Annotated in this window: 19 protein-coding genes; 7 read left to right on the top strand and 12 right to left on the bottom strand. The window is 62.6% G+C overall.

The window, feature by feature from the left end; translation table 11 throughout:
* Positions 1 to 19 precede the first annotated feature (19 nt).
* Complete coding sequence (gene queG / locus VCB98_RS10540; protein WP_346052405.1) at positions 20 to 1,099, top strand: tRNA epoxyqueuosine(34) reductase QueG; 1,080 nt, start codon at positions 20 to 22, stop codon at positions 1,097 to 1,099.
* Between the two features lie 14 nt (positions 1,100 to 1,113).
* Positions 1,114 to 2,208 (top strand): outer membrane protein assembly factor BamB family protein, encoded by a 1,095-nt coding sequence (locus VCB98_RS10545; protein ID WP_346052406.1) that lies wholly within the window; start codon positions 1,114 to 1,116, stop codon positions 2,206 to 2,208.
* A gap of 42 nt (positions 2,209 to 2,250) precedes the next feature.
* On the opposite strand, the gene VCB98_RS10550 is transcribed toward VCB98_RS10545, so the two are convergent.
* From VCB98_RS10550 to pcnB, 8 genes are all read right to left on the bottom strand, one after another.
* Positions 2,251 to 3,006: a hypothetical protein gene (locus VCB98_RS10550; RefSeq protein WP_346052408.1), complete on the bottom strand. Its 756-nt coding sequence runs from the start codon at positions 3,004 to 3,006 to the stop codon at positions 2,251 to 2,253.
* Positions 3,003 to 4,577: a glucose-6-phosphate isomerase gene (pgi, locus tag VCB98_RS10555; protein ID WP_346052409.1), complete on the bottom strand. Its 1,575-nt coding sequence runs from the start codon at positions 4,575 to 4,577 to the stop codon at positions 3,003 to 3,005. Before pgi ends, VCB98_RS10550 begins: the two co-directional genes overlap by 4 nt.
* 160 nt (positions 4,578 to 4,737) lie before the next feature.
* The gene (gene panD, locus VCB98_RS10560; protein ID WP_346052410.1) at positions 4,738 to 5,118 is read right to left on the bottom strand and encodes an aspartate 1-decarboxylase; all 381 of its coding nucleotides are present in this window, start codon (positions 5,116 to 5,118) and stop codon (positions 4,738 to 4,740) included.
* A gap of 104 nt (positions 5,119 to 5,222) precedes the next feature.
* The gene (panC, locus tag VCB98_RS10565; RefSeq protein WP_346052411.1) at positions 5,223 to 6,086 is read right to left on the bottom strand and encodes a pantoate--beta-alanine ligase; all 864 of its coding nucleotides are present in this window, start codon (positions 6,084 to 6,086) and stop codon (positions 5,223 to 5,225) included.
* Positions 6,086 to 6,925 (bottom strand): 3-methyl-2-oxobutanoate hydroxymethyltransferase, encoded by an 840-nt coding sequence (panB, locus tag VCB98_RS10570; RefSeq protein ID WP_346052413.1) that lies wholly within the window; start codon positions 6,923 to 6,925, stop codon positions 6,086 to 6,088. The genes panC and panB overlap by 1 nt, the downstream gene beginning before the upstream one ends.
* 11 nt (positions 6,926 to 6,936) lie before the next feature.
* Entirely contained in the window at positions 6,937 to 7,593 is a 657-nt protein-coding gene (locus VCB98_RS10575) for a deoxynucleoside kinase (RefSeq protein ID WP_346052415.1), read from the bottom strand.
* On the bottom strand, positions 7,590 to 8,081 hold the full coding sequence (folK, locus tag VCB98_RS10580) for a 2-amino-4-hydroxy-6-hydroxymethyldihydropteridine diphosphokinase (protein ID WP_346052417.1): 492 nt from the start codon (positions 8,079 to 8,081) through the stop codon (positions 7,590 to 7,592). The genes VCB98_RS10575 and folK overlap by 4 nt, the downstream gene beginning before the upstream one ends.
* On the bottom strand, positions 8,074 to 9,510 hold the full coding sequence (gene pcnB, locus VCB98_RS10585; RefSeq protein ID WP_346052419.1) for a polynucleotide adenylyltransferase PcnB: 1,437 nt from the start codon (positions 9,508 to 9,510) through the stop codon (positions 8,074 to 8,076). The genes folK and pcnB overlap by 8 nt, the downstream gene beginning before the upstream one ends.
* A 141-nt stretch (positions 9,511 to 9,651) precedes the next feature.
* Here pcnB and VCB98_RS10590 point away from each other — a divergent pair, with 141 nt between their 5' ends.
* Complete coding sequence (locus tag VCB98_RS10590; RefSeq protein ID WP_346052420.1) at positions 9,652 to 10,164, top strand: RDD family protein; 513 nt, start codon at positions 9,652 to 9,654, stop codon at positions 10,162 to 10,164.
* Positions 10,165 to 10,886: 722 nt separating this feature from the next.
* On the opposite strand, the gene lptG is transcribed toward VCB98_RS10590, so the two are convergent.
* Positions 10,887 to 11,948 carry an LPS export ABC transporter permease LptG gene (gene lptG, locus VCB98_RS10595; RefSeq protein ID WP_346052422.1) on the bottom strand — a complete coding sequence of 354 codons (1,062 nt, stop codon included), beginning with the start codon at positions 11,946 to 11,948 and terminating at the stop codon, positions 10,887 to 10,889.
* Positions 11,945 to 13,039: an LPS export ABC transporter permease LptF gene (gene lptF, locus VCB98_RS10600; RefSeq protein WP_346052424.1), complete on the bottom strand. Its 1,095-nt coding sequence runs from the start codon at positions 13,037 to 13,039 to the stop codon at positions 11,945 to 11,947. The genes lptG and lptF overlap by 4 nt, the downstream gene beginning before the upstream one ends.
* A gap of 122 nt (positions 13,040 to 13,161) precedes the next feature.
* On the opposite strand from lptF, the gene VCB98_RS10605 reads away from it, so the two are divergent.
* From VCB98_RS10605 to VCB98_RS10620, 4 genes are all read left to right on the top strand, one after another.
* Entirely contained in the window at positions 13,162 to 14,658 is a 1,497-nt protein-coding gene (locus VCB98_RS10605; protein WP_346052426.1) for a leucyl aminopeptidase, read from the top strand.
* A gap of 141 nt (positions 14,659 to 14,799) precedes the next feature.
* Positions 14,800 to 15,228 (top strand): DNA polymerase III subunit chi, encoded by a 429-nt coding sequence (locus tag VCB98_RS10610; protein WP_346052428.1) that lies wholly within the window; start codon positions 14,800 to 14,802, stop codon positions 15,226 to 15,228.
* 9 nt (positions 15,229 to 15,237) lie between these two features.
* Entirely contained in the window at positions 15,238 to 15,558 is a 321-nt protein-coding gene (locus VCB98_RS10615; protein WP_346052430.1) for a hypothetical protein, read from the top strand.
* 712 nt (positions 15,559 to 16,270) lie between these two features.
* Positions 16,271 to 19,102 (top strand): valine--tRNA ligase, encoded by a 2,832-nt coding sequence (locus VCB98_RS10620; RefSeq protein WP_346052432.1) that lies wholly within the window; start codon positions 16,271 to 16,273, stop codon positions 19,100 to 19,102.
* A 442-nt stretch (positions 19,103 to 19,544) separates the two neighbouring features.
* On the opposite strand, the gene VCB98_RS10625 is transcribed toward VCB98_RS10620, so the two are convergent.
* Positions 19,545 to 20,123: a hypothetical protein gene (locus tag VCB98_RS10625; RefSeq protein WP_346052434.1), complete on the bottom strand. Its 579-nt coding sequence runs from the start codon at positions 20,121 to 20,123 to the stop codon at positions 19,545 to 19,547.
* Between the two features lie 69 nt (positions 20,124 to 20,192).
* The coding region (locus tag VCB98_RS10630; protein ID WP_346052436.1) for a methyl-accepting chemotaxis protein at positions 20,193 to 21,100 on the bottom strand (908 nt) is incomplete at its 5' end.

Raw genomic sequence — 21,100 nt, forward strand, 5'->3', positions numbered from 1 at the left:
ACTGTGCGAAAATAACCGTGTGAGTGACAACGCCGACATTGACTACGCCGAACTGGCCAACCGCATCCGGGGCTGGGCGCTGGCCCTGGGTTTTCAGGCCACCGGCATCAGCGATGCCGACCTGGGCCAACACGAGGCCCGGCTTGAGGCCTGGCTGGGAGAAAACCGCCACGGCAGCATGGAATGGATGGCGCGGCATGGTCGCAAACGCAGCCGCCCCGGCGAGCTGCTGCCAGGAACCCGGCGGATCATTTCCGTGCGCATGGATTATTTGCCCGAGCCCGCCGCCGATAGCTGGTCGGTCATGGCCGATGGCAGGCTTGGATTTGTTTCACGTTATGCCCTCGGTCGCGATTATCACAAGCTGCTGCGCAAACGCCTGCAACAGTTGGCGGATCGAATTCGCAAGGCCATCGGGGATTTCGGCTACCGGGCTTTTGTCGATAGCGCACCGGTGATGGAGAAACCCCTGGCCGCGCAAGCCGGGCTTGGCTGGCAGGGCAAGCACACCAACCTCCTCCACCAGAAGACGGGGTCCTGGTTCTTCCTTGGGGAACTGTTCACCGACCTGCCCCTGCCCGTGGACGAAGCAGGGCAAGACCACTGCGGCAGCTGCCGACGCTGCATTGACGCCTGCCCCACTGGCGCCATTACCGGACCTTATCGCCTGGATGCCCGCAAGTGCATCAGCTACCTGACCATCGAGCATGATGGCCCCATCCCCGAACGCTATCGACGGGCCATGGGCAATCGCATCTACGGCTGTGACGACTGCCAACTGGTCTGCCCCTGGAACAAGTTCGCACGCCCCAGCGAACAGACCGATTTTCATCCCCGTCACGGCCTGGACCAGGCTGAACTGATCGAACTGTTCGCCTGGAGCGAGGCGGACTTCCTTGACCGGATGGCGGGTTCCGCCATCCGCCGAATCGGTCACGAACGGTGGCTGCGTAACCTGGCCGTGGCTTTGGGTAATGCGCCGAAAAGCTCCGCAGCGGTGACCGCACTCAAGGCGCGTCAGGATCATCCCTCCGCCCTGGTGCGAGAGCATGTAAACTGGGCCCTGGCACACCAATCCGGCAAAGCCCGTCATCAATAAGGGGATAACTCGACGTGTACAGACAGCTAATCCTGGCCCTGATCGCGGTGCTCACACTGGCTGGCTGCGGCAGCACCCAGTCAATACCGGAACGCGGCGATAGCGCTCGCAGTGGCGTGTTCTCCAGTCGCATCACCACCACCGAACCCCAGCTTCAGTGGCAACAGAGCCTGGACAGCGAGGTCCGGGGGGGGCTGGCCTATGCCAAGGGCCTGCTGCTCCTGGGTACCGAATCCGGCGAAGTGCTGGCGGTGGATGAAAATGACGGCCAGATCTTATGGCGCCGGTCTTTGGAGTCGGCCGTGCGGGGCTCACCCGCCATTGAGGGCTCCCGGGTCTATGTCGGCGATCAGGCCGGCAAACTCCATGCCCTGGATTTGGACAGCGGCGATACCCTGTGGCGGGTCGACAATGGCCGGGCCATCAGTGCCAGCCCACAAGCCACCGACCTGGGCATCGTGGTGGCCGATGTATCCGGCCGGGTGAGCCTGCTCGACCGGGACGATGGGCACCGATACTGGCGCACCGACACGGGCGGCTCCATTCATGCCGCTGCCGCCGAAAGTGACGGCCGGGTATTTGTGGGCACCAGCCGCGGCCGCATCGTGGGCCTGGACCTGGGCAGCGGCGAGGAGCGCTGGGAATACCAGACGGATGAAGCGGTCTACGGGGGCGTCGCGGTTCAGGGACAATTCGGCTTTTTCGGCGATCTCAATGGCCGGGTCAGATCCCTGTTTCTCAGCGTCGGGGTGGAAAACTGGCATTTTGACACGGCCGCCGACATCGGCGCGCCACTGGCGGTGGACGGTGATGAGATCTTCGTGGCGGATCGCAGTGGCCGGATCTATGCCCTGCGCGAGGACCTGGGCCTGCGCATCTGGCAACGCCGGGTCGCCGATGATTGGATCAGCGCCGGACCGGTGCTGGGCGGCAATGGAGTCTTGGTGGCGGCCCGCGACGGCAGCCTCACCGCCCTCGACAAAGGTGACGGCAGCGTGCTCTGGCGCCTGGAAACCGGGGACAGCCTGGGGGCGTCACCACTGGTTTTGCCAGGGCGACGCATCGCTCTGGTCACCCGGTCGGGCGAGCTGATCATGCTCGGGCCCTGAAGGCGTTTAGGAAACCTCTGACCAGAGGTTCCTTAGAAACGCTTAAGCAAGACGCCGTCCGGCAATGGCATCACGGGCAAAGGCCCGCATCCGGAAGGTCCGGCTCCAGCTGCGTCCGGCACCGTGAAAATGCACCAGCGGGGCATTGGGCAGGCAGTAATGTCCCTTCGGGTCACGGCGGGGAAACCACATGAGTCCCCTGACCATGGACACCGGCAGTGCCGCTCGCAGCATGGCCGCGTTCAAGCCGGGCTGGTCAAAGCCTTCGCCTTCACGATCGGCGCAGTCATCCACGATCCCTTCCCAGACATCCAGAAACCCCTGGATCAGATCGCCGCGGGCGGCAAAGAAGCCGCTATTGACCCCCAGGCTGCGACCACCGTGCTCGGCCAGTTCGGCGGGCTCCAGACAGCGGCAACACAAGCCCATGTCCACGGTCTGCGCGATGTCGTCGGTGCAGACCATGCCACCGGCATCCAGGGGCTCGGCAATGCGCTCCACGATGGGACCCCGGCTGACCAGATCGGCATCAAAGAACATCACCCGGTGATAGGCAGCCAGATCCACGAAACGGCCCACCCGGAATTTGAGACGCTTGGGCTGGGCCAGCAGATCGGGATCGTCCACGACGACCACCCGCACGTTCCCGGGCATGCGCATGGGCTTGTCAGTAAACAGGACCACGTCACCGTGGAACTGGCCGGGTCCCAGAAGGCTGTCCACGGCCGCCCGCGCCGCCATGCGATAACGGCGGTGTCCCATGGCAATCAGATAGGCCAGATCCCGGCTGCTCGTCACGACGGGGGCTCCCAGTGGCTGCGGATCCATTGCGCTGCCGCCTCGGCAATGGGGTCTTCGGCAAGGGCGTCTGCATCGGCCAACACCGATTCCATCCTGCCCGCCAGGGTCTTGCCCAGTTCCACCCCCATTTGATCAAAGGGGTTGATCCCGAACAGCAAGGCCTGCACGAAGACCCGGTGCTCATATAGAGCGATCAATGCACCCAGACGCACCGGCGACAGCCGGTCCATCAGCACCAGGGTGCTGGGTCGATTGCCCTTGAAGCTTTTCTGCGGCACCAGCCTTCTGATGGTATCAGTATCCATGCCCTGCTGCCGAAGTTCCGCTTCCACCTGCTCAGGAGACTTGCCAGTGGCCAGGGCTTCGGCCTGAGCCAGACAATTGGACAGAAGGATTCGATGCCCCTCCCAATCCGCCGTCGACTCGCCTTGGGGGCAGGCACTGGCAATGAAGTCCACCGGTACCGGCAACGGTCCCTGATGCAACATCTGGAAAAAGGCGTGCTGGGCATCGGTGCCTGTGCCGCCAAGCAGGACCGGTCCGGTCTGACCCTCGATCATCTGCCCGCGCTGATTGGCCCCCTTGCCGTTGCTCTCCATGACCAACTGCTGCAGGTAGGCGGGAAGAAGACGTAGGCGATCGCTGTAGGGCACCACCGCCCAGGCCGACCAGCCAAAAGCTCGAATGGACTGCACGTCGAGCAGACCCAGCATCAGGGGGGCATTGACCGCATCCTCGGCTTCCAGAAAATGACGATCCATGGCTGCGGCCCCGGCCAGCATTTCCCGGAATCGCGGCATACCCAGATGAATGGCAGCCGCCAGGCCGGCCGCTGACCAGACCGAAAAACGCCCCCCCACCCAGTCCCAGAAACGGAACAGCCGGGTTTCGTCGATTCCGAATTCATTGACCCGCCGAACATTGGCGGAAACGGCGACAAAATGATCGGCAACGGCGTTCTCGCCAAGCGCGGCGACCAGCCACTCCCGGGCTCGACGGGCATTGACCATGGTCTCGCGGCTGGTGAAGGTCTTGGAGACCACGACCAGGAGGGTCGTTTCAGGGTCCAGCTCATCCATGACCCGGTGATACTGGGCCGGATCCACATTGGAGAGAAAATGCACCCGGGGTGCGCCCTCGGCGGCAGGCAGGGCCTGAGTCACCACCTCCGGGCCAAGGTGGGAGCCGCCGATGCCAATATTGACCACGTTCCTGAAGGGTTTGCCAGTGGCACCAAGCCGATCGTCGTCACGCAGGGCGGCGACAAAGTTCTCGATACGCTCAAGTTCGGCCCTGACCTGGGTGGAGACCACTTCCCCCTCCACCTGCCAATCCCGTTCCCCGGCACCGCGCAGAGCCATGTGCATGGCCGCGCGCTGCTCGCTCTCATTGACCCGTTCGCCATTGAACAGCTTGCGGCGGGCCTCATGAAAGCCGGCCTCAGCGGCAAGGCTTAGCAGCACGCCCCGACTGTGCTCATCCAGGAACTGTCGCGACCAGTCGATGCGCAGACCGGCGGCCTCGACCCGGCAATTCGGACGCGCGTCCGCGCCGCCCGGCAATGCCATCGCTTCACGCCCCCGCCAATATTCAGCGAGCGAACTCCAATCCGCCTCCATGGCTCCCCTCTGAACTGGTTTGACCGCGGACCAAGGCCGGGGCCGAAAACGAAACTGCCGGGTCGAAACCCGGCAGTGAATGATAATTCAAATTGTTGCTTGAGGTCTTTCAGGCCGCTTGTACTGGAATGGCATTACGGCTGTTCTTGACCTGGTTGCTCTCGTCCATATAGAGCAAACGCGGCTTGTGGCGCGCCACCTCGGACTCGTCCATGCCGCCGTAGGCGCAGATGATGACCCGGTCGCCGGGACTGGCCTTGTGGGCAGCCGCGCCGTTGACCGAGATAATCCGGGAGCCTTCCTCGCCACGAATGGCGTAGGTGGAGAAACGCTCACCATTGGTCACGTTGTAAATCTCGATCTGTTCATAGTCATGGATTCCTGCCGCGTCCAGCAGGTTTCCGTCGATGGCGCAGGAACCTTCGTAATCCACTTCGGCGTGGGTCACGCAGGCACGATGCAGCTTGGCCTTCAGCAATGTCACAAACATGGCGAACCGTCTTGTTGAGCTGGTCAGTCAGAATATCGCGATAAACGCGAGCCAGGCCCACAAAGGCCTAGCCCGCCAATTTTAGTCCAGGGCCCGGCCCCGACTCAAGCCGGGGCCTTGCCGGGCGCCGGTACGGCAAGATTGTCGATCAGCCGGGCCTTGCCCAGGCGGGCGGCGCCAAAGACATTGATGGGCCCCTCCCCTGGCGGCCCGAGAGTGTCCCGATCCCGGGCTTCCAGGTAATCCACTTCAAAACCCGCTTCTTCCAGCCGCTGTCGACCGGCGGCCAGCGCTGCTTCCAGACTGCCCCGGTCCCTGGAAAGCGCGGTCGAGACCTGCTGCAGCACCTGGTAGAGCAGCGGTGCCCGCTGCCGTTCCTCCTCGCTCAGGTACTGGTTCCGCGAACTGGTGGCCAGGCCGTCAGTCTCACGCATGGTGGGTGAGCCGAGCACCTTGACCGGGAGATTGAGATCCTCGGTCATGCGCCTGATTACCTGCAATTGCTGCCAGTCCTTCTCGCCAAACACGGCTACATCCGGCTGAACCATGTTGAAAAGCTTGGCCACCACCGTGGCCACGCCGCGGAAATGCCCTGGTCGGTCCCGACCGCAAAGCACATCCGTCAGGGCCGACGGCACCGCCACGGTGCTGGTGTTTTCCTCTCCCCGCGGGTAGATGCTGGCAACATCAGGCGCGAACAGCAGGTCCACACCGGCCTCGACCAGCTTTTCCTGATCCGCCTTCAGCGTCCGGGGGTAGGCCTCCAGGTCCTCGCCCGGGCCGAACTGCATGGGGTTCACGAAGATACTGACGACCACCCGGTCGGCATTGTTACGAGCATCGTCCACCAGGGCCAGGTGGCCGGCATGGAGATTACCCATGGTGGGCACGAATCCCACGGTCTCGCTGCGGTGCCGCCAGCCGGCGACGAGCTGCCTCAGTTCCACGATGTTGTCGAGGGTGCGCATCAGTCGAATCCGTGCTCGTCGCAAGGATAGCGGCCGTCCTTGACGGCCTGGACATAGGCGGAAATGGCCGCATCCACGCTGTCGGCCTCGGCCATGAAATTCTCCACGAAGCGCGGCTTGCGGCCCGGTGGAATCCCCAGCATGTCGTGCACCACCAGAATCTGGCCATCCACCCCGGCACCGGCACCGATACCGATCACCGGGACCTCGGCCTCGGCGGTAATTCGCTGGGCCAGATCCCGCGGCACACACTCGAGCAGCAACAGGTCGGCACCGGCGGCGACCAGATCACGGGCATCCTGGCGCATGGCATCGGCAGCGGCCTCGTCACGTCCCTGAACCCGGAAACCACCGGCCTTGTGGACCGACTGGGGCCTCAGACCCAGATGGGCGCAGACGGGAATACCCTGCCCCGCCAGCGCGGCGATGACCTCCGCCTGCCCCGCGGCCCCTTCCAGTTTCACCATGCCCGCGCCGGCACGCATCAGGCGAGCGGCATTATCCACGGCCCGCTGGGGATCGGCATAGCTGACAAAGGGCATGTCGGCCACCAGCAGAGGGATGTGGAGCCCGGCGGCCACACAGCGGGTGTGGTACTCCATGTGGTCCATGGTGACCGGCACGGTGGTGGCATGCCCCTGGATCACCATCCCCAGGGAATCGCCAACCAGCACCAGGTCCACCCCGGCAGCCTCCTCCACCCTGGCGAAGGCGGCGTCGTAGGCGGTCAGACAGGCAATCTTCTCGCCCTCGGCCTTCATCTTGGCCAGTGTACTCAGGGTCACCGGCCGTTGGCGGGCAGGCGATTCGCCTGATTGTGATGCCTTGGATCCGTACATTGAAAACTCTCTCAGATTGGACCGGGATTGAAATAGTGTCGACCGCTTCGCACTTGCTTGAGCTGATTCACCAGTAACTGGAAGTCCTGTTCCCGCTCCACCGGATTGATGTCGGCCGTGTTCACGATCAACAGCGGCGACTGCTCATAATGATGGAAGAACTCGGTGTAGGTATCCACCAGCCGATGCAGATAATCGGGGGTAATGCCGCGCTCCCAGGGAATCCCGCGTTTTTCGATGCGTTCCATGAGCACCGGAACAGGGGCCTGCAGATAGACCACCAGATCCGGTTTGGGGGCATCCAGTGACAGATGGCTCCAGGCCTGCTCGTAGAGCTGCAGTTCGTGGTGATCCAGATTGAGACTGGCAAACAGCCGATCCTTGTCGAGGAGAAAATCGGCTACCCGGGTCCGCGGCTGAAACAGGTCCGACTGGCGCAGGGCCTGAATCTGCTGGGCGCGCTGGTAGAGGAAGAACAGCTGGGTGGGCAGGGCCGCACCCCTGGGATCTTCGTAGAAGCGCTCCAGAAAGGGGTTGGCTTCTGCCCCCTCCAGCATCAGCTCGGCATCCCAGGCCTCGCCCAGGCGCCGGGCAAAACTGGTCTTGCCAACACCGATGGGGCCCTCCACTACCACGTAGCGGGGTGCATGCGAATCCGACAGGCTCATAGTCGCTCGATCCCCTCGCAACTGATCATTCCTTTCCGGTCAATGACCCGTCCCACACCCGGCACCTCCAGCTCGGGTGCCACCTCGGCCAGTGGCACCAGCACAAAGGCGCGTTCTGCCAGGCCCGGGTGCGGCAGGCTCAAAAATTCACTCTCACGCCGAGCCTGACCATAGCAGAGCAGGTCCAGATCAATCAGGCGTGGCCCCCAGCGCTGGGCACCGGACCGTCGCCGGCCCAGGCGGCTCTCCAGACCCAGCAATGCCTCCAGCAGGGACTCCGGGCTAAGCGCGGTTGCCAGTCCCGCCACGGCATTGACGTAATCAGGCTGACCCGGGGGGCCCATGGGCGGGGTGCGATAAAGCGAGGAGGCCCGGCGCAGCTCACAATCCGGCAGTGTCTCCAGGGCCGACAGGGCAGAGTGCAGCATGTCTTGCGGATCACCCAGATTGGCGCCCAGCCCCACCCAGGCCAGATCCTGCTCAGTCACCGTTACCCCCTCCAGGCTTGCGGCGTCGCCGACGTCGCTTGCCCCGTCGGCGACCGGGGCCATCCTGCTCGCCCTGCCGGGCGGCAAAGAGCTGGGCTTCCCCTTCCGGCACGGACTCCTGGGCCTGAGTCCAGAACTCGGCCAGGTCTTGCGGTGCATCACCCACTTCCGCCCGCAGCAGCAGAAAGTCGTAGGCTGCCCGAAAGCGCGGATGTCCCAGCAGCCGCATGGACCGCTTGCCGCGGGTCCGGGTAAGCCGGCGCTGAAGATGGACCATATCGCGCATCACCATGCCGAAACGACGGGGGATCGAGACCGTGGACTGTTGGTTCTCGAACACCACACGGGTCGCCAACTGCATGGCCTCGGCCGGGTTGTTGCCATCTTCCTCGAAGCGACGCGTCTGATCCTGCACTGCCCCCCACAGGAAGGCGGCGAGCAGAAAGGCCGGGGTGACCGGCTTGTCTTCGGCGATACGTCGATCCGTATTGGCGAGCGCTGCCCGCACGAAATCCAGTCGGCGTTGTCCTTCCGGACCAAGGAAACTGTGCTCGGCCTGGGGAAACAGGATTCCGAACAGTCCGTATTCCCGAAGCTTGTCAAAGGTCTCCAGGGCGCGTCCGGCGAGGAAAAGCTTGAGATACTCATCGAAAAGCCGGGCCGGCGGAATATCCTCCAGCCGCTCGCCCATGTACCCCAGCGGGGCTTCGGTGGTGGGCGCAATATCAAAACCCAGCTTCACCGCGAAACGAATCGCCCGCAGCATTCGAACGGGGTCCTCGCGGTAGCGGGCTTCCGGGTCACCAATGAGACGAATCACGCGACGACGAACGTCCTCCATGCCGCCGACATAGTCGACGATGGAAAAATCGCGGATGTTGTAATAGAGCGCATTGATGGTGAAGTCCCGCCGGAAGGCGTCTTCTTCCAGCGTGCCGTAGACATTGTCGCGCAGGATCATGCCCGAATCGTCAATGTCATGATCCCGGCCATTGGCGGTCGCGGCACTGTCTTCGTCCGGCGTCATCGCCCGGAAGGTGGCCACCTCTATAACCTCGGGACCGAACAAGACGTGGGCCAGGCGAAAGCGTCGCCCGATCAGGCGACAATTGCGGAACTGCTCCCGCACTTCTTCGGGCCTGGCATCGGTGGCGATGTCGAAATCCTTGGGCTGACCGCCCAGCAGCAGGTCCCGGACACCTCCGCCGACGATATAGGCTTCGTAGCCGGCGTTCTTCAGGCGATACAGAACCTTCAGGGCAGCCTCGGAAATATGCTGCCGCGAAACATTATGCTGTGGACGTGGAATAATGGCTGGCTCGGCGATAGCGAAACCCTTCCCTCTGCTGAATGAAACCTGGGCAAATCCGGAGCGTCCGGGCCTCGCCGTGGCAACAGACAGGGGTAGCGCAAGCGGTAGCACCGCCACCGCTTGCGTTACCCCACCTGGTGCAGCGAAGGGCCCGATTCGCGGCGACCATGATACCATTCCCGCCCCCAATCGCGCCGCTCCCGCACTCTCTGCGGGCCCCGGCCGTCCCGGAAGACCGTGAAACCGGAGTCTTTTGGCATGGAGATCGACAAGCAGCGTCCGGCCAGCTTACTGCGCCGTCTCGGCGCGGCCCTCTATGACGGCCTTCTGGTGCTGGCCATCTGGTTCATTGCCACGCTGGTGGCTCTGCCCTTTGCGGGGGAAGAGGCCTTCGAGCCGGAGAACCCCATGCTGCTTGCCTATCTGATTCTGGTCACCGGCCTGTTTTTCATCTGGTTCTGGCAGCGCAGCGGCCAGACCCTGGGGATGCGGGCCTGGCGCCTGCGCCTGGTCAATGGGCAGGGTCATCATCCCCCACTCTGGCGCCTGATCATGCGCGCCGGGCTGATGCTCCTGCTGCTGATTCTTGCCCTCTATGGCCTGGCCTTCCTGACCCAGGACTTCTGGCCGGACTGGCTGGGCGCGCTGATGCTCATGCCGCTGTGCATTTCCATGGCCTGGGTTCTGGTGGACGAAGAACGCCGCAGCCTCCACGACATCGCCGCCGGCACCCGCCTGATTTTCCTGCCCAAGCAGGAAGGCAGTCATTGAGGCAGCGCCCTAGGACCCTTCTTTGTCGGTGACGGGGTGCGTTCCGGCCTTGGGGCCGACAGGGGTTTCCAAGAGCGCCGTAAATACATCCCTGTAGGCTCTGTGGGCGACGTCCTGTCGCCCACAGTCTTGGAAACCCCTGTCGGCCCCAAGGCCTACCTTTGGTGGTGGTCACCTAGGCCTTGCTTGCTGATGGCGTATTCAATTTGATGGGCAGATTGCCCTCGGTTTGGCCGGGGAAATCGCGGATAAATCCGCTCCTACGGCGGCTTCGGCATACGCTACAGGCACCGTAGGAGCGAATTTGTTCGCGATTAAAAGCCTTCGGATGGCACCAAGACATAAGACTGACCAAATACTCCACTAGCACGGCCAAGGTGACACCCACCAAGGGTAGGCTTCGGTCCTGGTGGGCTTGCTCAGGGCTGTGTGAGCCAGGGTGAGGCAAGACCAATGGTCCGGTGGACCATTGCAGCTTGCCGAACGCCCGCACAGGGATGTGCGGGCTGGACCGGGAGGCGGAGCAGGAATGCGCAGCCTTCCGGCCGAACCCAGAGCGTACAGGGATGTATTCATAGCGTCCCTGAGCGAGGCCACCGGGAAAGGGACCGGAACGCACCCCCACCACCGACATCGAAGGGAACTAACCCAATCAAAGCCCCCCGGGAAAACCCTGAATCACCCCCTTGGCCGGAACCATAAATGGACCAATCAGAAAGGCCCTAAAGCCGCCGAACCACCAACAAACTGATCACCAGCAATAGCACGGTAGGTGTCCAGGCGACGAGGAAGGGGGGGACGGCGAACATGGCGCCGACATTGGACAAAGTGATATTGACCAGATAGAAGACGATGCCGATCACCAGCCCCACCATCAGACGCTGCCCGGCACCGGAAGATCGCAGCGAGCCGAACAGGAATGGCATGGCCAGAATGACCATCACCGGCAGCGCGGCCGGAATCACCAACTTGAACCAGAAAGCAATGCGATAGGCATCCGCGTCCAACTCATTGGACTCAAGGTAACGAACATAATCCAGCAAGCCCCGCGCACCCAGCATGTTCGGACTGACGCTCACCAGAGAGACCAACTCGGGACCGATCCCTGTCTCCCAATCGCGGACATCATCACGGAGTGACTGCACCTCGCCCTCCGCCGGTCTGGTCTCACGAACCCCCTCCAACTGCCAGCGGCCCGCCTCGAATCGCGCGTGACGGGCATTGATCGCCGAAACCAGACGGCCCTCATCGTCAAAGCGATAGATGTTGAGGCCTTCCAGTCGGCGAACGTCCTCCGCCTGACGGACATTGATGTACTGCTGCTCATCCCGCAGCCAGATACCATCCCGGCCCAGGATGTTGACCACACGATAGAGTGACATCAATCGCATCTGATCCGCGTAGCGCTCGGCAGGGGGCGCCACCCACTCCCCCAATGCTGCCGTCATGCCCGCCAACAGGACCCCGCCCAGAACGGCCCCGCGGGCAATCCGGGCAATGGACATGCCGGCAGCACGCATGACGGTCAGCTCGTTCTGGCTGGCCAGGGCCCCCAGTGACAGGAGGGTGCCGATCAACACCGCCACCGGCATCAGGTCCACCGCCTGACCGGGCAAGCCGAGCAGAACATAAAGAACGGCGTCACCAAGACCGTAATCCGCGGTCCCGACCCGGCCCAGCTGGCCGACGACGCCGACAAAGGCACTCAGGGCCATGAGCACGGCCAGCACCATGAGGCTGCCGAAAATCACCGCCGAGGCGAGGTAGCGATCAAGGATCTTCATGCGCCCTGCTCCCCGCCTCGCTGCAACCAGCGGCGATAACCACCGGTCTGCTGCATGAGAAGGATACCGGCCACAAGCAGAAACAGACCGTGAACCCACCACAAGCCCATTGCCATGGGCAACTGCCCCCGCTCCAGCCAGACCTGACCCGTTGCCAACAGATTGGAATAAACGAGATAAACCACGATGCCGATGAACAGTCGGCTATAGCGACCCTGACGGGGTTTGGTCTTGGCCAGAGGAACCGCCAGGAGAGTGAGCACCAGGCCGCCGATGGGCATGGACAAACGCCAGTGGAACTCAGCCATATCCTCGGCACGCCCCGAGGACAACAGCTCCGACACCGACCGCGCTTCGCGCTCGTCGGCACCGGCATCCACGCGGGCCTCAGGCAGTCGAAGACCGTGGCGCTCGAAGCGGGTGCGCTGTAACTGGGCTTCGCCGGGTATGAGCTCATAACGATAGCCGCGTTCCAGGACCAGATAGCGCGGCCCATCCGGTTCCGCTTCCAGCCAGGCGCGCTGGGCTCGAATCAGTACCCGCTCATCGCCTTCCGTGCCCTGGATGAAGACCCCCTCCAGCTCACCGTTGGCACGACGCTCGGCATAGAACACACCATCGGCCCCTTCCAGATTACGGAACGCACCGGGCTCGAACACGGATAACCGGGCCTCGGCCCGCGCGGTTTCCTGAACTTCATTCATGGTCTGGGTGGCGGCCGGTGCCGCCTGCAGGGAAAGCACGGCCACGCCCGCCATGACCGGCACCGCAATCCAGACCAGAGCCTTGTACAGATGCAAGGGGCCAACACCACAGGCCATCATGGCCGCCATCTCGCTATCCTTGTAGAGACGGCCCAGAGCCAGCAACACGGAGAGAAAAAAGGCCACCGGTACGATGATGACCAGGTACTGGACAGTGGACAGGCCCACCAGGGGCCATACCGAATGGGGGGGAATCTCACCACTGGCGGCACTGCCCAGGAAACCCGCGAAACGGTGACTCATGAGGATCACCAGCAGGGCACTGGTCACCGCCAGCCAGCTAAGCAGCACTTCCCGGTTGATGTAACGTCCAATGACCGTGAACACGAAGGCTTCTTTCCTTGAGATTCAGTGTGGGCAGTTTATCAGGCGCGGAGACAGTGCCACAGAGGCGGCCGGATAGCGTAAAATACGCGCCAAGTTATTCCTTCATTTTGGCAGGAGTCGACATGAAATACCGAATCAAGACCGGCGCCCCGGAAAACTACAGCGGACAATGCGTGGCTGTCGGCGTATTCAGCGGCGGCGAACTGAGCGAAGCGGCGAAACAGCTGGACAAGGCCGCCGGCGGTCGAATCAAGAAGCAGATCAAGGCCGGTCTGCTGGGCGGTGAGCGCGGCGAAACCCGCCTGCTGTTCGATGTCGACGGCATCAAGGCCGGTGCTGTCCTGCTGGCGGGCATGGGTGACAAGAAGCAGTACGGCCACCGCGCCTTCCGCGAGGCCGCCCAGGCCTGCGTAGCCAGCCTCAATGAACATGGCCTGCGCGACGCCCTGCTTACCTTCTCAAGCGAATTCCCGGCCGAGGAAGATGCCATCTACTGGGGTGTCCGCCATGCTGTCGAAGCAGCGGACTATGCCGCCTATCGCTATGATGCCACCCTGTCCCAGAAGGGCCCCAAGGCCAGCCTCAAAACCCTGGACCTGCACTATGAGGGCCGTGGCGGCAAGGCCGCCGCCGAAAAGGCCCTGAACCACGCCCAGGGCGTGGCCGCCGGCACCACCCTGGCCCGTGATCTGGGTAATCTGCCGGGCAATGTCTGCACCCCGAGCTACCTCGCCAACCAGGCCCGCAAGCTGGCGCGCGAGAACAAGAAGATCAAGACCACCATCCTCAACGAGGCAGACTGCAAGAAGCTCGGCATGGGCTCCTTTCTGTCGGTGGCCAAGGGCAGTGACGAGCCCTGCAAGTTCATCGTCATGGAATACAAGAACACCAAGGGCAAGACCCGCCCCCATGTCCTGGTGGGCAAGGGCCTGACCTTTGACACCGGCGGCATTTCCCTCAAGCCCGGCCCCGGCATGGACGAGATGAAATACGACATGTGCGGTGGCGCCAGCGTCTTCGGTGCGGTCAAGGCGGCCTCGGAGATGGACCTGCCGGTGCATCTGGTCGGTATCGTCCCGGCGACCGAGAACCATATCAACGGCAAGGCCAACAAGCCGGGTGACGTGGTCACCACCATGTCCGGACAGACGGTTGAGATCCTCAACACCGATGCCGAGGGCCGACTGATTCTCAACGATGCCCTGACCTACGCCCAGCGCTACAAGCCCGAGTCCCTGCTGGATATCGCCACCCTTACCGGTGCCTGCGTGATCGCCCTGGGCCAACATGCCTCCGGGGTGATGAGCAAGCACGACGACCTGGCCGATGAAATCCTGGCCGCCGGCAACAAATCCTGGGACCGGGCCTGGCGCCTGCCACTGTGGGATGAGTACCAGGATCAGCTCAAGACCAACTTCGCCGACATGGCCAACATCGGTGGCAAGCCCGCCGGCACCATCACCGCCGGCTGCTTCCTGTCCCGCTACACCGAAGGGCAGCGCTGGGCTCATATCGACGTGGCCGGCTCCGCCTGGATCAGCGGCAATGGACCGCAGAAGGGTGCCACCGGGCGTCCGGTGCCCATGCTGAGCCAGTATCTGATCGACCGCGCCGGCTGAGTTGGTACCGGCAACTTGGCTGATTGAAGGCGGGAGCGGCATGGAGCTGCTCCCGCTTTTTCAGCAAAATCGGACACTTCGGGTTTGACATTCACCCAATTTACTACCAAACTTCCGTAAACCACTGACTGACAGGGCCTTATGACCCGGGTGGATTTCTACTTACTGTCGCAGCAAGAACTGTCCGCCAGGGACCAGTTCGCCTGCCGTCTTACCGAGAAGGCTTTCCGACTCGGACACCGCATCTTTCTCCACAGCAATGACCCGGGGCACGCCAAGTCCCTGGACGAGCTGCTGTGGACATTCCGCGACCGCAGCTTCATCCCCCACGGCCTGGCCGCCGAGGCCGACCAGGACCCGGATTTCCCCGTCGTGGTGGGCACGGGCGAGCCGCCGCAGGGAAATTACGACCTGCTGATCAACTGCGCCGAGGAGATTCCGGATTTCTTCAGCCGCTTCGAGCGAGTGGCCGAACCTGTCGTCAACGAGGACTCGGCCAAGGCGCGAGGCCGTGACCGTTACCGTTTCTACCGTGACCGCGGCTATCCGCTGGAAATGCACAATCTCTGAGGCCAAACCATGCGTGGACGCGACAGCAATGCCGGCAGTGCCCGACAGATTCCGACCCTGGAAGAGGTTGTGCGCCCGGGGAAGAAGACAGTGAACGCGCCGCCGAACCTGGATCTGTTTGAGGATCCGCCGGCAGTCGAGACGGTGGCGACCGAGGGACCGGACGAGAAAGAACGGATGCGCCAGGCCTTTATCGAGGAACTGGACCGCCGGGTGGAAAACCTGGTCCGCTCCCGCGTCCAGCGCCTGGCCGACAGCCTGGCCGAGGACGTCATGAAGACCCTCAAGCGCGAGATCCGCAACATCGCCAAGGATCAGGAAAAGGCCTGACGCTCCTTTCGGGACTGGTGCCCTTCCCTTCGAGTGGTTTCGTGCCCTTCGGCGCCGGTGACGGTGGCGCATTCCGGCCTTGGAGCCGACAGGGCTTTCCAAGGACGCCGTAGACCCATCCCTGGGGGCTCTGGGTTCGCCATCCTGGCTCACACAGCCTTGGAAAGCCCTGTCGGCTCCAAGGCCTACCTTTACCTGGGCAGTGCTTTCTGATCGCGTATTCAGATATTCAAGCAGATTGCCTTCGATTTGGCCGCTGAAATCGCGGATAAATCCGCTCCCACGGCGGCTTCGGCATACGCTAATGGCACCGTGGGAGCGAATTCATTCGCGATTAAAAGCCTTCGGATGACACCAAGGCATACGACTGAACCAATCCCTCCGTCAGCACGGCCCAGGTGACCCCCACCCAAGGTAGGCTTCGGTCCTGGTGGGCTTGCTCAGGGCTGTGTGAGGCAGGATGCCGAACCCAGAGCGTACAGGGATGTATTCACAGCGTCACTGAGCAAGCCCACCAGGACCGAAGCCGGAACGCACCCCGTCACCGGCATCGAAGGGCACTACCCTAATCAAAGCCGCCAGCCACCGCGACGACCATCGCAGGACACCAACCCTATCGGGGCCCCAAACCGAACCCCCACCCTGCCAATCCCCCACCCACACCCGTTATAATGCGATGTTTTTCCGCGATTCGAACCCAAGGCCTCGCCCCATGGAAAAGACCTACGACCCTCGCAATATCGAGCAGGCACGTTACCGGGAATGGGAAGAAAAGGGCTATTTTGCCCCCGCCAGCCTGAGCGGCGCCCCCTACTGCATCATGATCCCGCCACCCAACGTGACCGGCAGCCTGCACATGGGGCACGCCTTCCAGGACACGATCATGGATGCGCTGATCCGCTTCAAGCGCATGCAGGGCAAGGACACCCTCTGGCAGCCCGGCAGCGACCACGCCGGCATTGCCACCCAGATGGTGGTGGAGCGCCAGCTCAACGCCGAAGGCAAGACCCGCCATGACCTCGGCCGAGAAGCCTTCGTCAAGCGCATCTGGGAATGGAAGGAAGAATCCGGCGGCACCATCCAGGGGCAACTGCGGCGCATGGGCGCCTCGGTGGACTGGTCCCGGGAACGGTTCACCATGGACGAGGGCCTGTCCAGGGCCGTACGCGAGGTCTTCGTGCGGCTGTTCGACGAAGGCCTGATCTATCGCGGCAAGCGCCTGGTCAACTGGGACCCGGTCCTGCACACCGCCCTGTCCGACCTGGAAGTGGAATCGGAAGAGGAAAACGGCCACCTCTGGCACTTCCGTTATCCCCTCAGTGACGGCAGCGGCCATGTCTCGGTGGCCACCACCCGACCCGAGACCATGCTCGGAGATACCGCCGTGGCCGTGCACCCCGAGGATGAGCGCTATCAATCCCTGATCGGCAAGACCATCCGCCTGCCCATCACCGGGCGCGAGATCCCCATCGTGGCGGATGATTATGTGGACCCCGAATTCGGCTCAGGCTGCGTGAAGATCACCCCGGCCCATGACTTCAATGACTACGCCATCGGCGAGCGCCATGGGCTGACCATGATCAACGTCATGGATGCCGATGCCCGCATCATCTCGGCGGACACCGCCCGCGAGCCCACGCCCACCGATGACGACCGCGTCCAGGCCGAAACCGAGACGCTCAAGGAGATCCCCGCCGAACTGCAGGGCCTGGACCGCAAGGCCGCCCGCCAGGCCGTGGTGGACCGACTGGAATCCGAAGGCCTGCTGGAGAAGATCGACGACCACAAGCTGATGGTGCCGCGCGGTGACCGCAGTAACGAGATCGTCGAGCCCTGGCTGACCGACCAGTGGTTCGTGCGCACCGAGCCCCTGGCCGGGCCTGCGATCAAGGCGGTGGAAGACGGCCGCATTCGCTTCGTGCCGAGCAACTGGGACCGGACCTACTTCGAATGGATGCGCAATATCCAGGACTGGTGCATCAGCCGCCAGCTGTGGTGGGGCCATCGCATTCCCGCCTGGTATGACGAGGCCGGCAATGTCTATGTGGGCCGGGACGAGGACGAGGTCCGCGAGAAGTATCAGCTCGACGACAGCATCAAGCTGGCGCAGGACGAGGACGTGCTCGACACCTGGTTTTCCTCGGCGCTGTGGCCCTTCTCCACCCTGGGCTGGCCAGACGAGACTCCGGAGCTCAAGCACTTCTATCCCACCAATGTGCTGGTCACCGGGTTCGACATCATCTTCTTCTGGGTCGCCCGGATGATCATGATGGGGCTCAAGTTCATGGACGAGGTACCCTTCCACGAGGTCTATGTCCACGGCCTGATCCGCGACAGCGAAGGCCAGAAGATGTCCAAGTCCAAGGGCAATGTGCTTGACCCCATCGACCTGGTGGACGGCATCGAGCTGGATGCCCTGGTGGAAAAGCGCACCGCCGGGCTTATGCAGCCCAAGAAGCAAAAGCGCATCGAGAAGGCAACCCGCAAGGAATTCCCCGACGGCATTCCCGCCTTCGGCACCGATGCCCTGCGCTTCACCTTCGCCGCCCTGGCCACCACCGGCCGGGACATCCGCTTTGATCTGGGCCGCATCGAGGGCTATCGCAACTTCTGCAACAAGCTCTGGAACGCCGCCCGCTATGTAGTCATGAACACCGAGGGTGAGGACACCGGGCTTGAGGGCGAGGTGGAACTGAGCCTGCCCGACCGCTGGATTCTGTCCCGCCTGGAGCGGACGGTGAACGAAGTCACCACCCGCCTGGACGAGTATCGTCTGGACCTGGCGGCCAAGGCACTCTATGAGTTCACCTGGAACGAGTACTGCGACTGGTATCTGGAACTGTCCAAGCCGGTACTGCAGTCAGAAAACAGCAGCGATGCCGCCCGCCGCGGCACTCGCCGCACCCTGGTGCAGGTGCTGGAAACCCTGCTGCGCCCGATGCACCCGGTGATGCCCTTCATCAGCGAAGAGATCTGGCAGCGGGTCGCGCCCCTGGCCGGCGCCGAGGGGGAAACCATCATGTACGCCCCCTGGCCCACGCCGGCCGGCCATGCGGACTCGGCCATCGAGTCGGAGATGGACTGGCTGCAGGGTTTCATCCTGGGTGTGCGCCGGATTCGGGGCGAAATGGACATCTCGCCCAACAAGCCCCTGGATGTGTTGCTGGCCAACAGTAGCGAGCGGGACCGGACGCGGCTGGAGAATCACCATCATCTGCTCAGCAATCTGGCCCGGCTGGAGACAGTCACGGTGCTGGAGGCGGACAGCAATCCGCCGGAATCGGCGACTGCCCTTCTCGGTGAGATGGAGATCCTGGTGCCCATGGCCGGCCTGATCGACAAGGAAGCGGAGCTGGCGCGCCTTGAGAAAGAGCTGGCCAAGATCCGCAAGGGCCTGGAGCAAGCCGAACGCAAGCTCGCCAACGAGAAGTTCGTCAGCAATGCGCCGGCCGAGGTGGTGGATAAGGAGCGCGGCAAGGCCGAGGAAATGCGTGCGGCCCTGGAGCGCCTTGATGCCAAGCGGGAGAAGATTGCGGCGCTTTAGGGTTGGTGGCTTTGATTTGGGCAGGACCCTTCGAGGTCGGTGACTAGCGGATGGTTTGGTTTAGTCTTGTGCCTTAGTGCCATCCGGAGGCTTTTGATCGCGAATAAATTCGCTCCTACGGTGCCTATAGCATATGCCGAAGCCACCGTAGGAGCGGATTTATCCGCGATTTCCCCGGCCGAATCGAAGCCAATCTGCTTAGAAATCAGAATTCACCCTCAGCAAGCACTGCCCAGGTGACCCCCACCAAAGGTAGGCCTTGTAGCCGACAGGCCTTTCCAAGACTGTGTGAGCCAGGATGGCGAACCCAGAGCCCCCAGGGATGGGTCTACGGCGTTCTTGGAAAGGCCTGTCGCCACCTAGGCCGGAACGCACCCGTCACCGTCATCGAAGGGTCCTACCCAGATTCAAGCCACCAACCAACCCCACAAGCAACAATGCCCTAGAAACGATACCGCACCCCCAAACCAATGAAATTGGAACCCCCTTCCACGCCACTAAAGGTACCGAACACCCCCGAGCGATGATGGAGGCGAATCATGCCACTCCACTGGCTGTCGGGTGCCGGCGGGGCAAATTCCAATTCCATCAGCAGATAATTGAGCAGCTGGGCCGATTCCCCGTCTTCCGGGTCCGAACGGGGCTCAAGGGGCGGAACTTCCCAGGCATAGGAAAACCCCTGACCGAAGGCGAAGCGGGTATCCAGCCAGCGATCCCAGGGAAAATCCATCCAGCGGGCCACCAGAACCGCATTGCTTTCCCAGTGATCCTGCATGCCGTGATGACGAACCAGCTGGGCCTCCACTTCCCAGTGGATACGCCGGCCCTGGTGAAAACGGTAGTTGAGCGCCATGGCATTTAGGTAGGAACTGCGCATCTCGGGGTTTAGGCCGCGCAGGATATCGATCATGCGATCCGGGCTGTTCTTCGCCCAATAGGCTGCCAGGGACCAATCTGCAGCCACTACGGGGGCGCCGCCAATCAGCAGGTACAGAACGATCAGGCAAAACAGGCGTCTCATGAACATCACCTCAACGCCTTTGAATAACAGCCGGCTCCCGCAGCTTATCCCCCTATTCTGCTCCTGATTCTAGAACATCTCCACCGCCCTACTGCCACCCTGACCCGGGAACTCTCCGGGAGAGCCGCTGCCCCTGTGCCGGTTATGCGTCTCCCGCTGCGAGGCCATGACATGGCCCTCTGCCAGCTTGTCGAGATCGAAAACAGCCGACTCAGCAAAGGCAGCGGTATCATCACCTGATAGTACTGCGCTAACCTTCTTTGCGTGAGACTCAATGGCAGACAAGGCATCACTGACCTGTTCCAGTTGCTGACGGGTTACATCCTGGAACTGGATCCCGGCCAGGGCTTCCATGGTCTGGACACTGAGTGCCTTGCTGGTATCCTGAAGCTTGCTCAGCACTGACTCATGATGCCTCATGAGACGATCCCGTTCGCTGCCCATACTTTCCAGGGCCGTGCGAACACCAGAGAGAACTGTCTCTTCTTCTTCTGCCTGTCGAGCCGACCCGGCGTCCAGTTGTGCCCGGAACTGATCCTCAATGACCGATGTAATACTGGGTATCTCCCTTTCCACAAAGCCAGCCGCCTCCTGACTGCGGAGTGCCAGTGCCCGAACTTCATCTGCCACCACCGCAAATTCCTTTCCGGCACTCCCGGCACGGGCGGCTTCAATGGCCGCATTCAATGCCACCAGGTTGGTCTTTGCAGCAATGTCCTTGATCATCTGCACGCTTTCCTCAAGCTTGCTGGTGCGTTGCAGGACCTTCTCCGCTCGCACTCGCTCGCGCTGGAGCTGTTCCATCCGCCGATCAATGTAATCGGCTATGTCGCGCATGGCACGGGCGTTGAACTCCCGACTCGCCGTATTGGCTTCGCCTAAAGATTCGGTCTCTTGAGCCGACTCCTGCACAAAACTCATGAATTCACGAGTCTCGTCATCGATGGTTTTCAGGCGCCGGACAATGGTCTCTGCGG

The sequence above is a fragment of the Natronospira elongata genome, assembly GCF_034931365.1.
Classification (GTDB): Bacteria; Pseudomonadota; Gammaproteobacteria; order Natronospirales; family Natronospiraceae; genus Natronospira; species Natronospira elongata.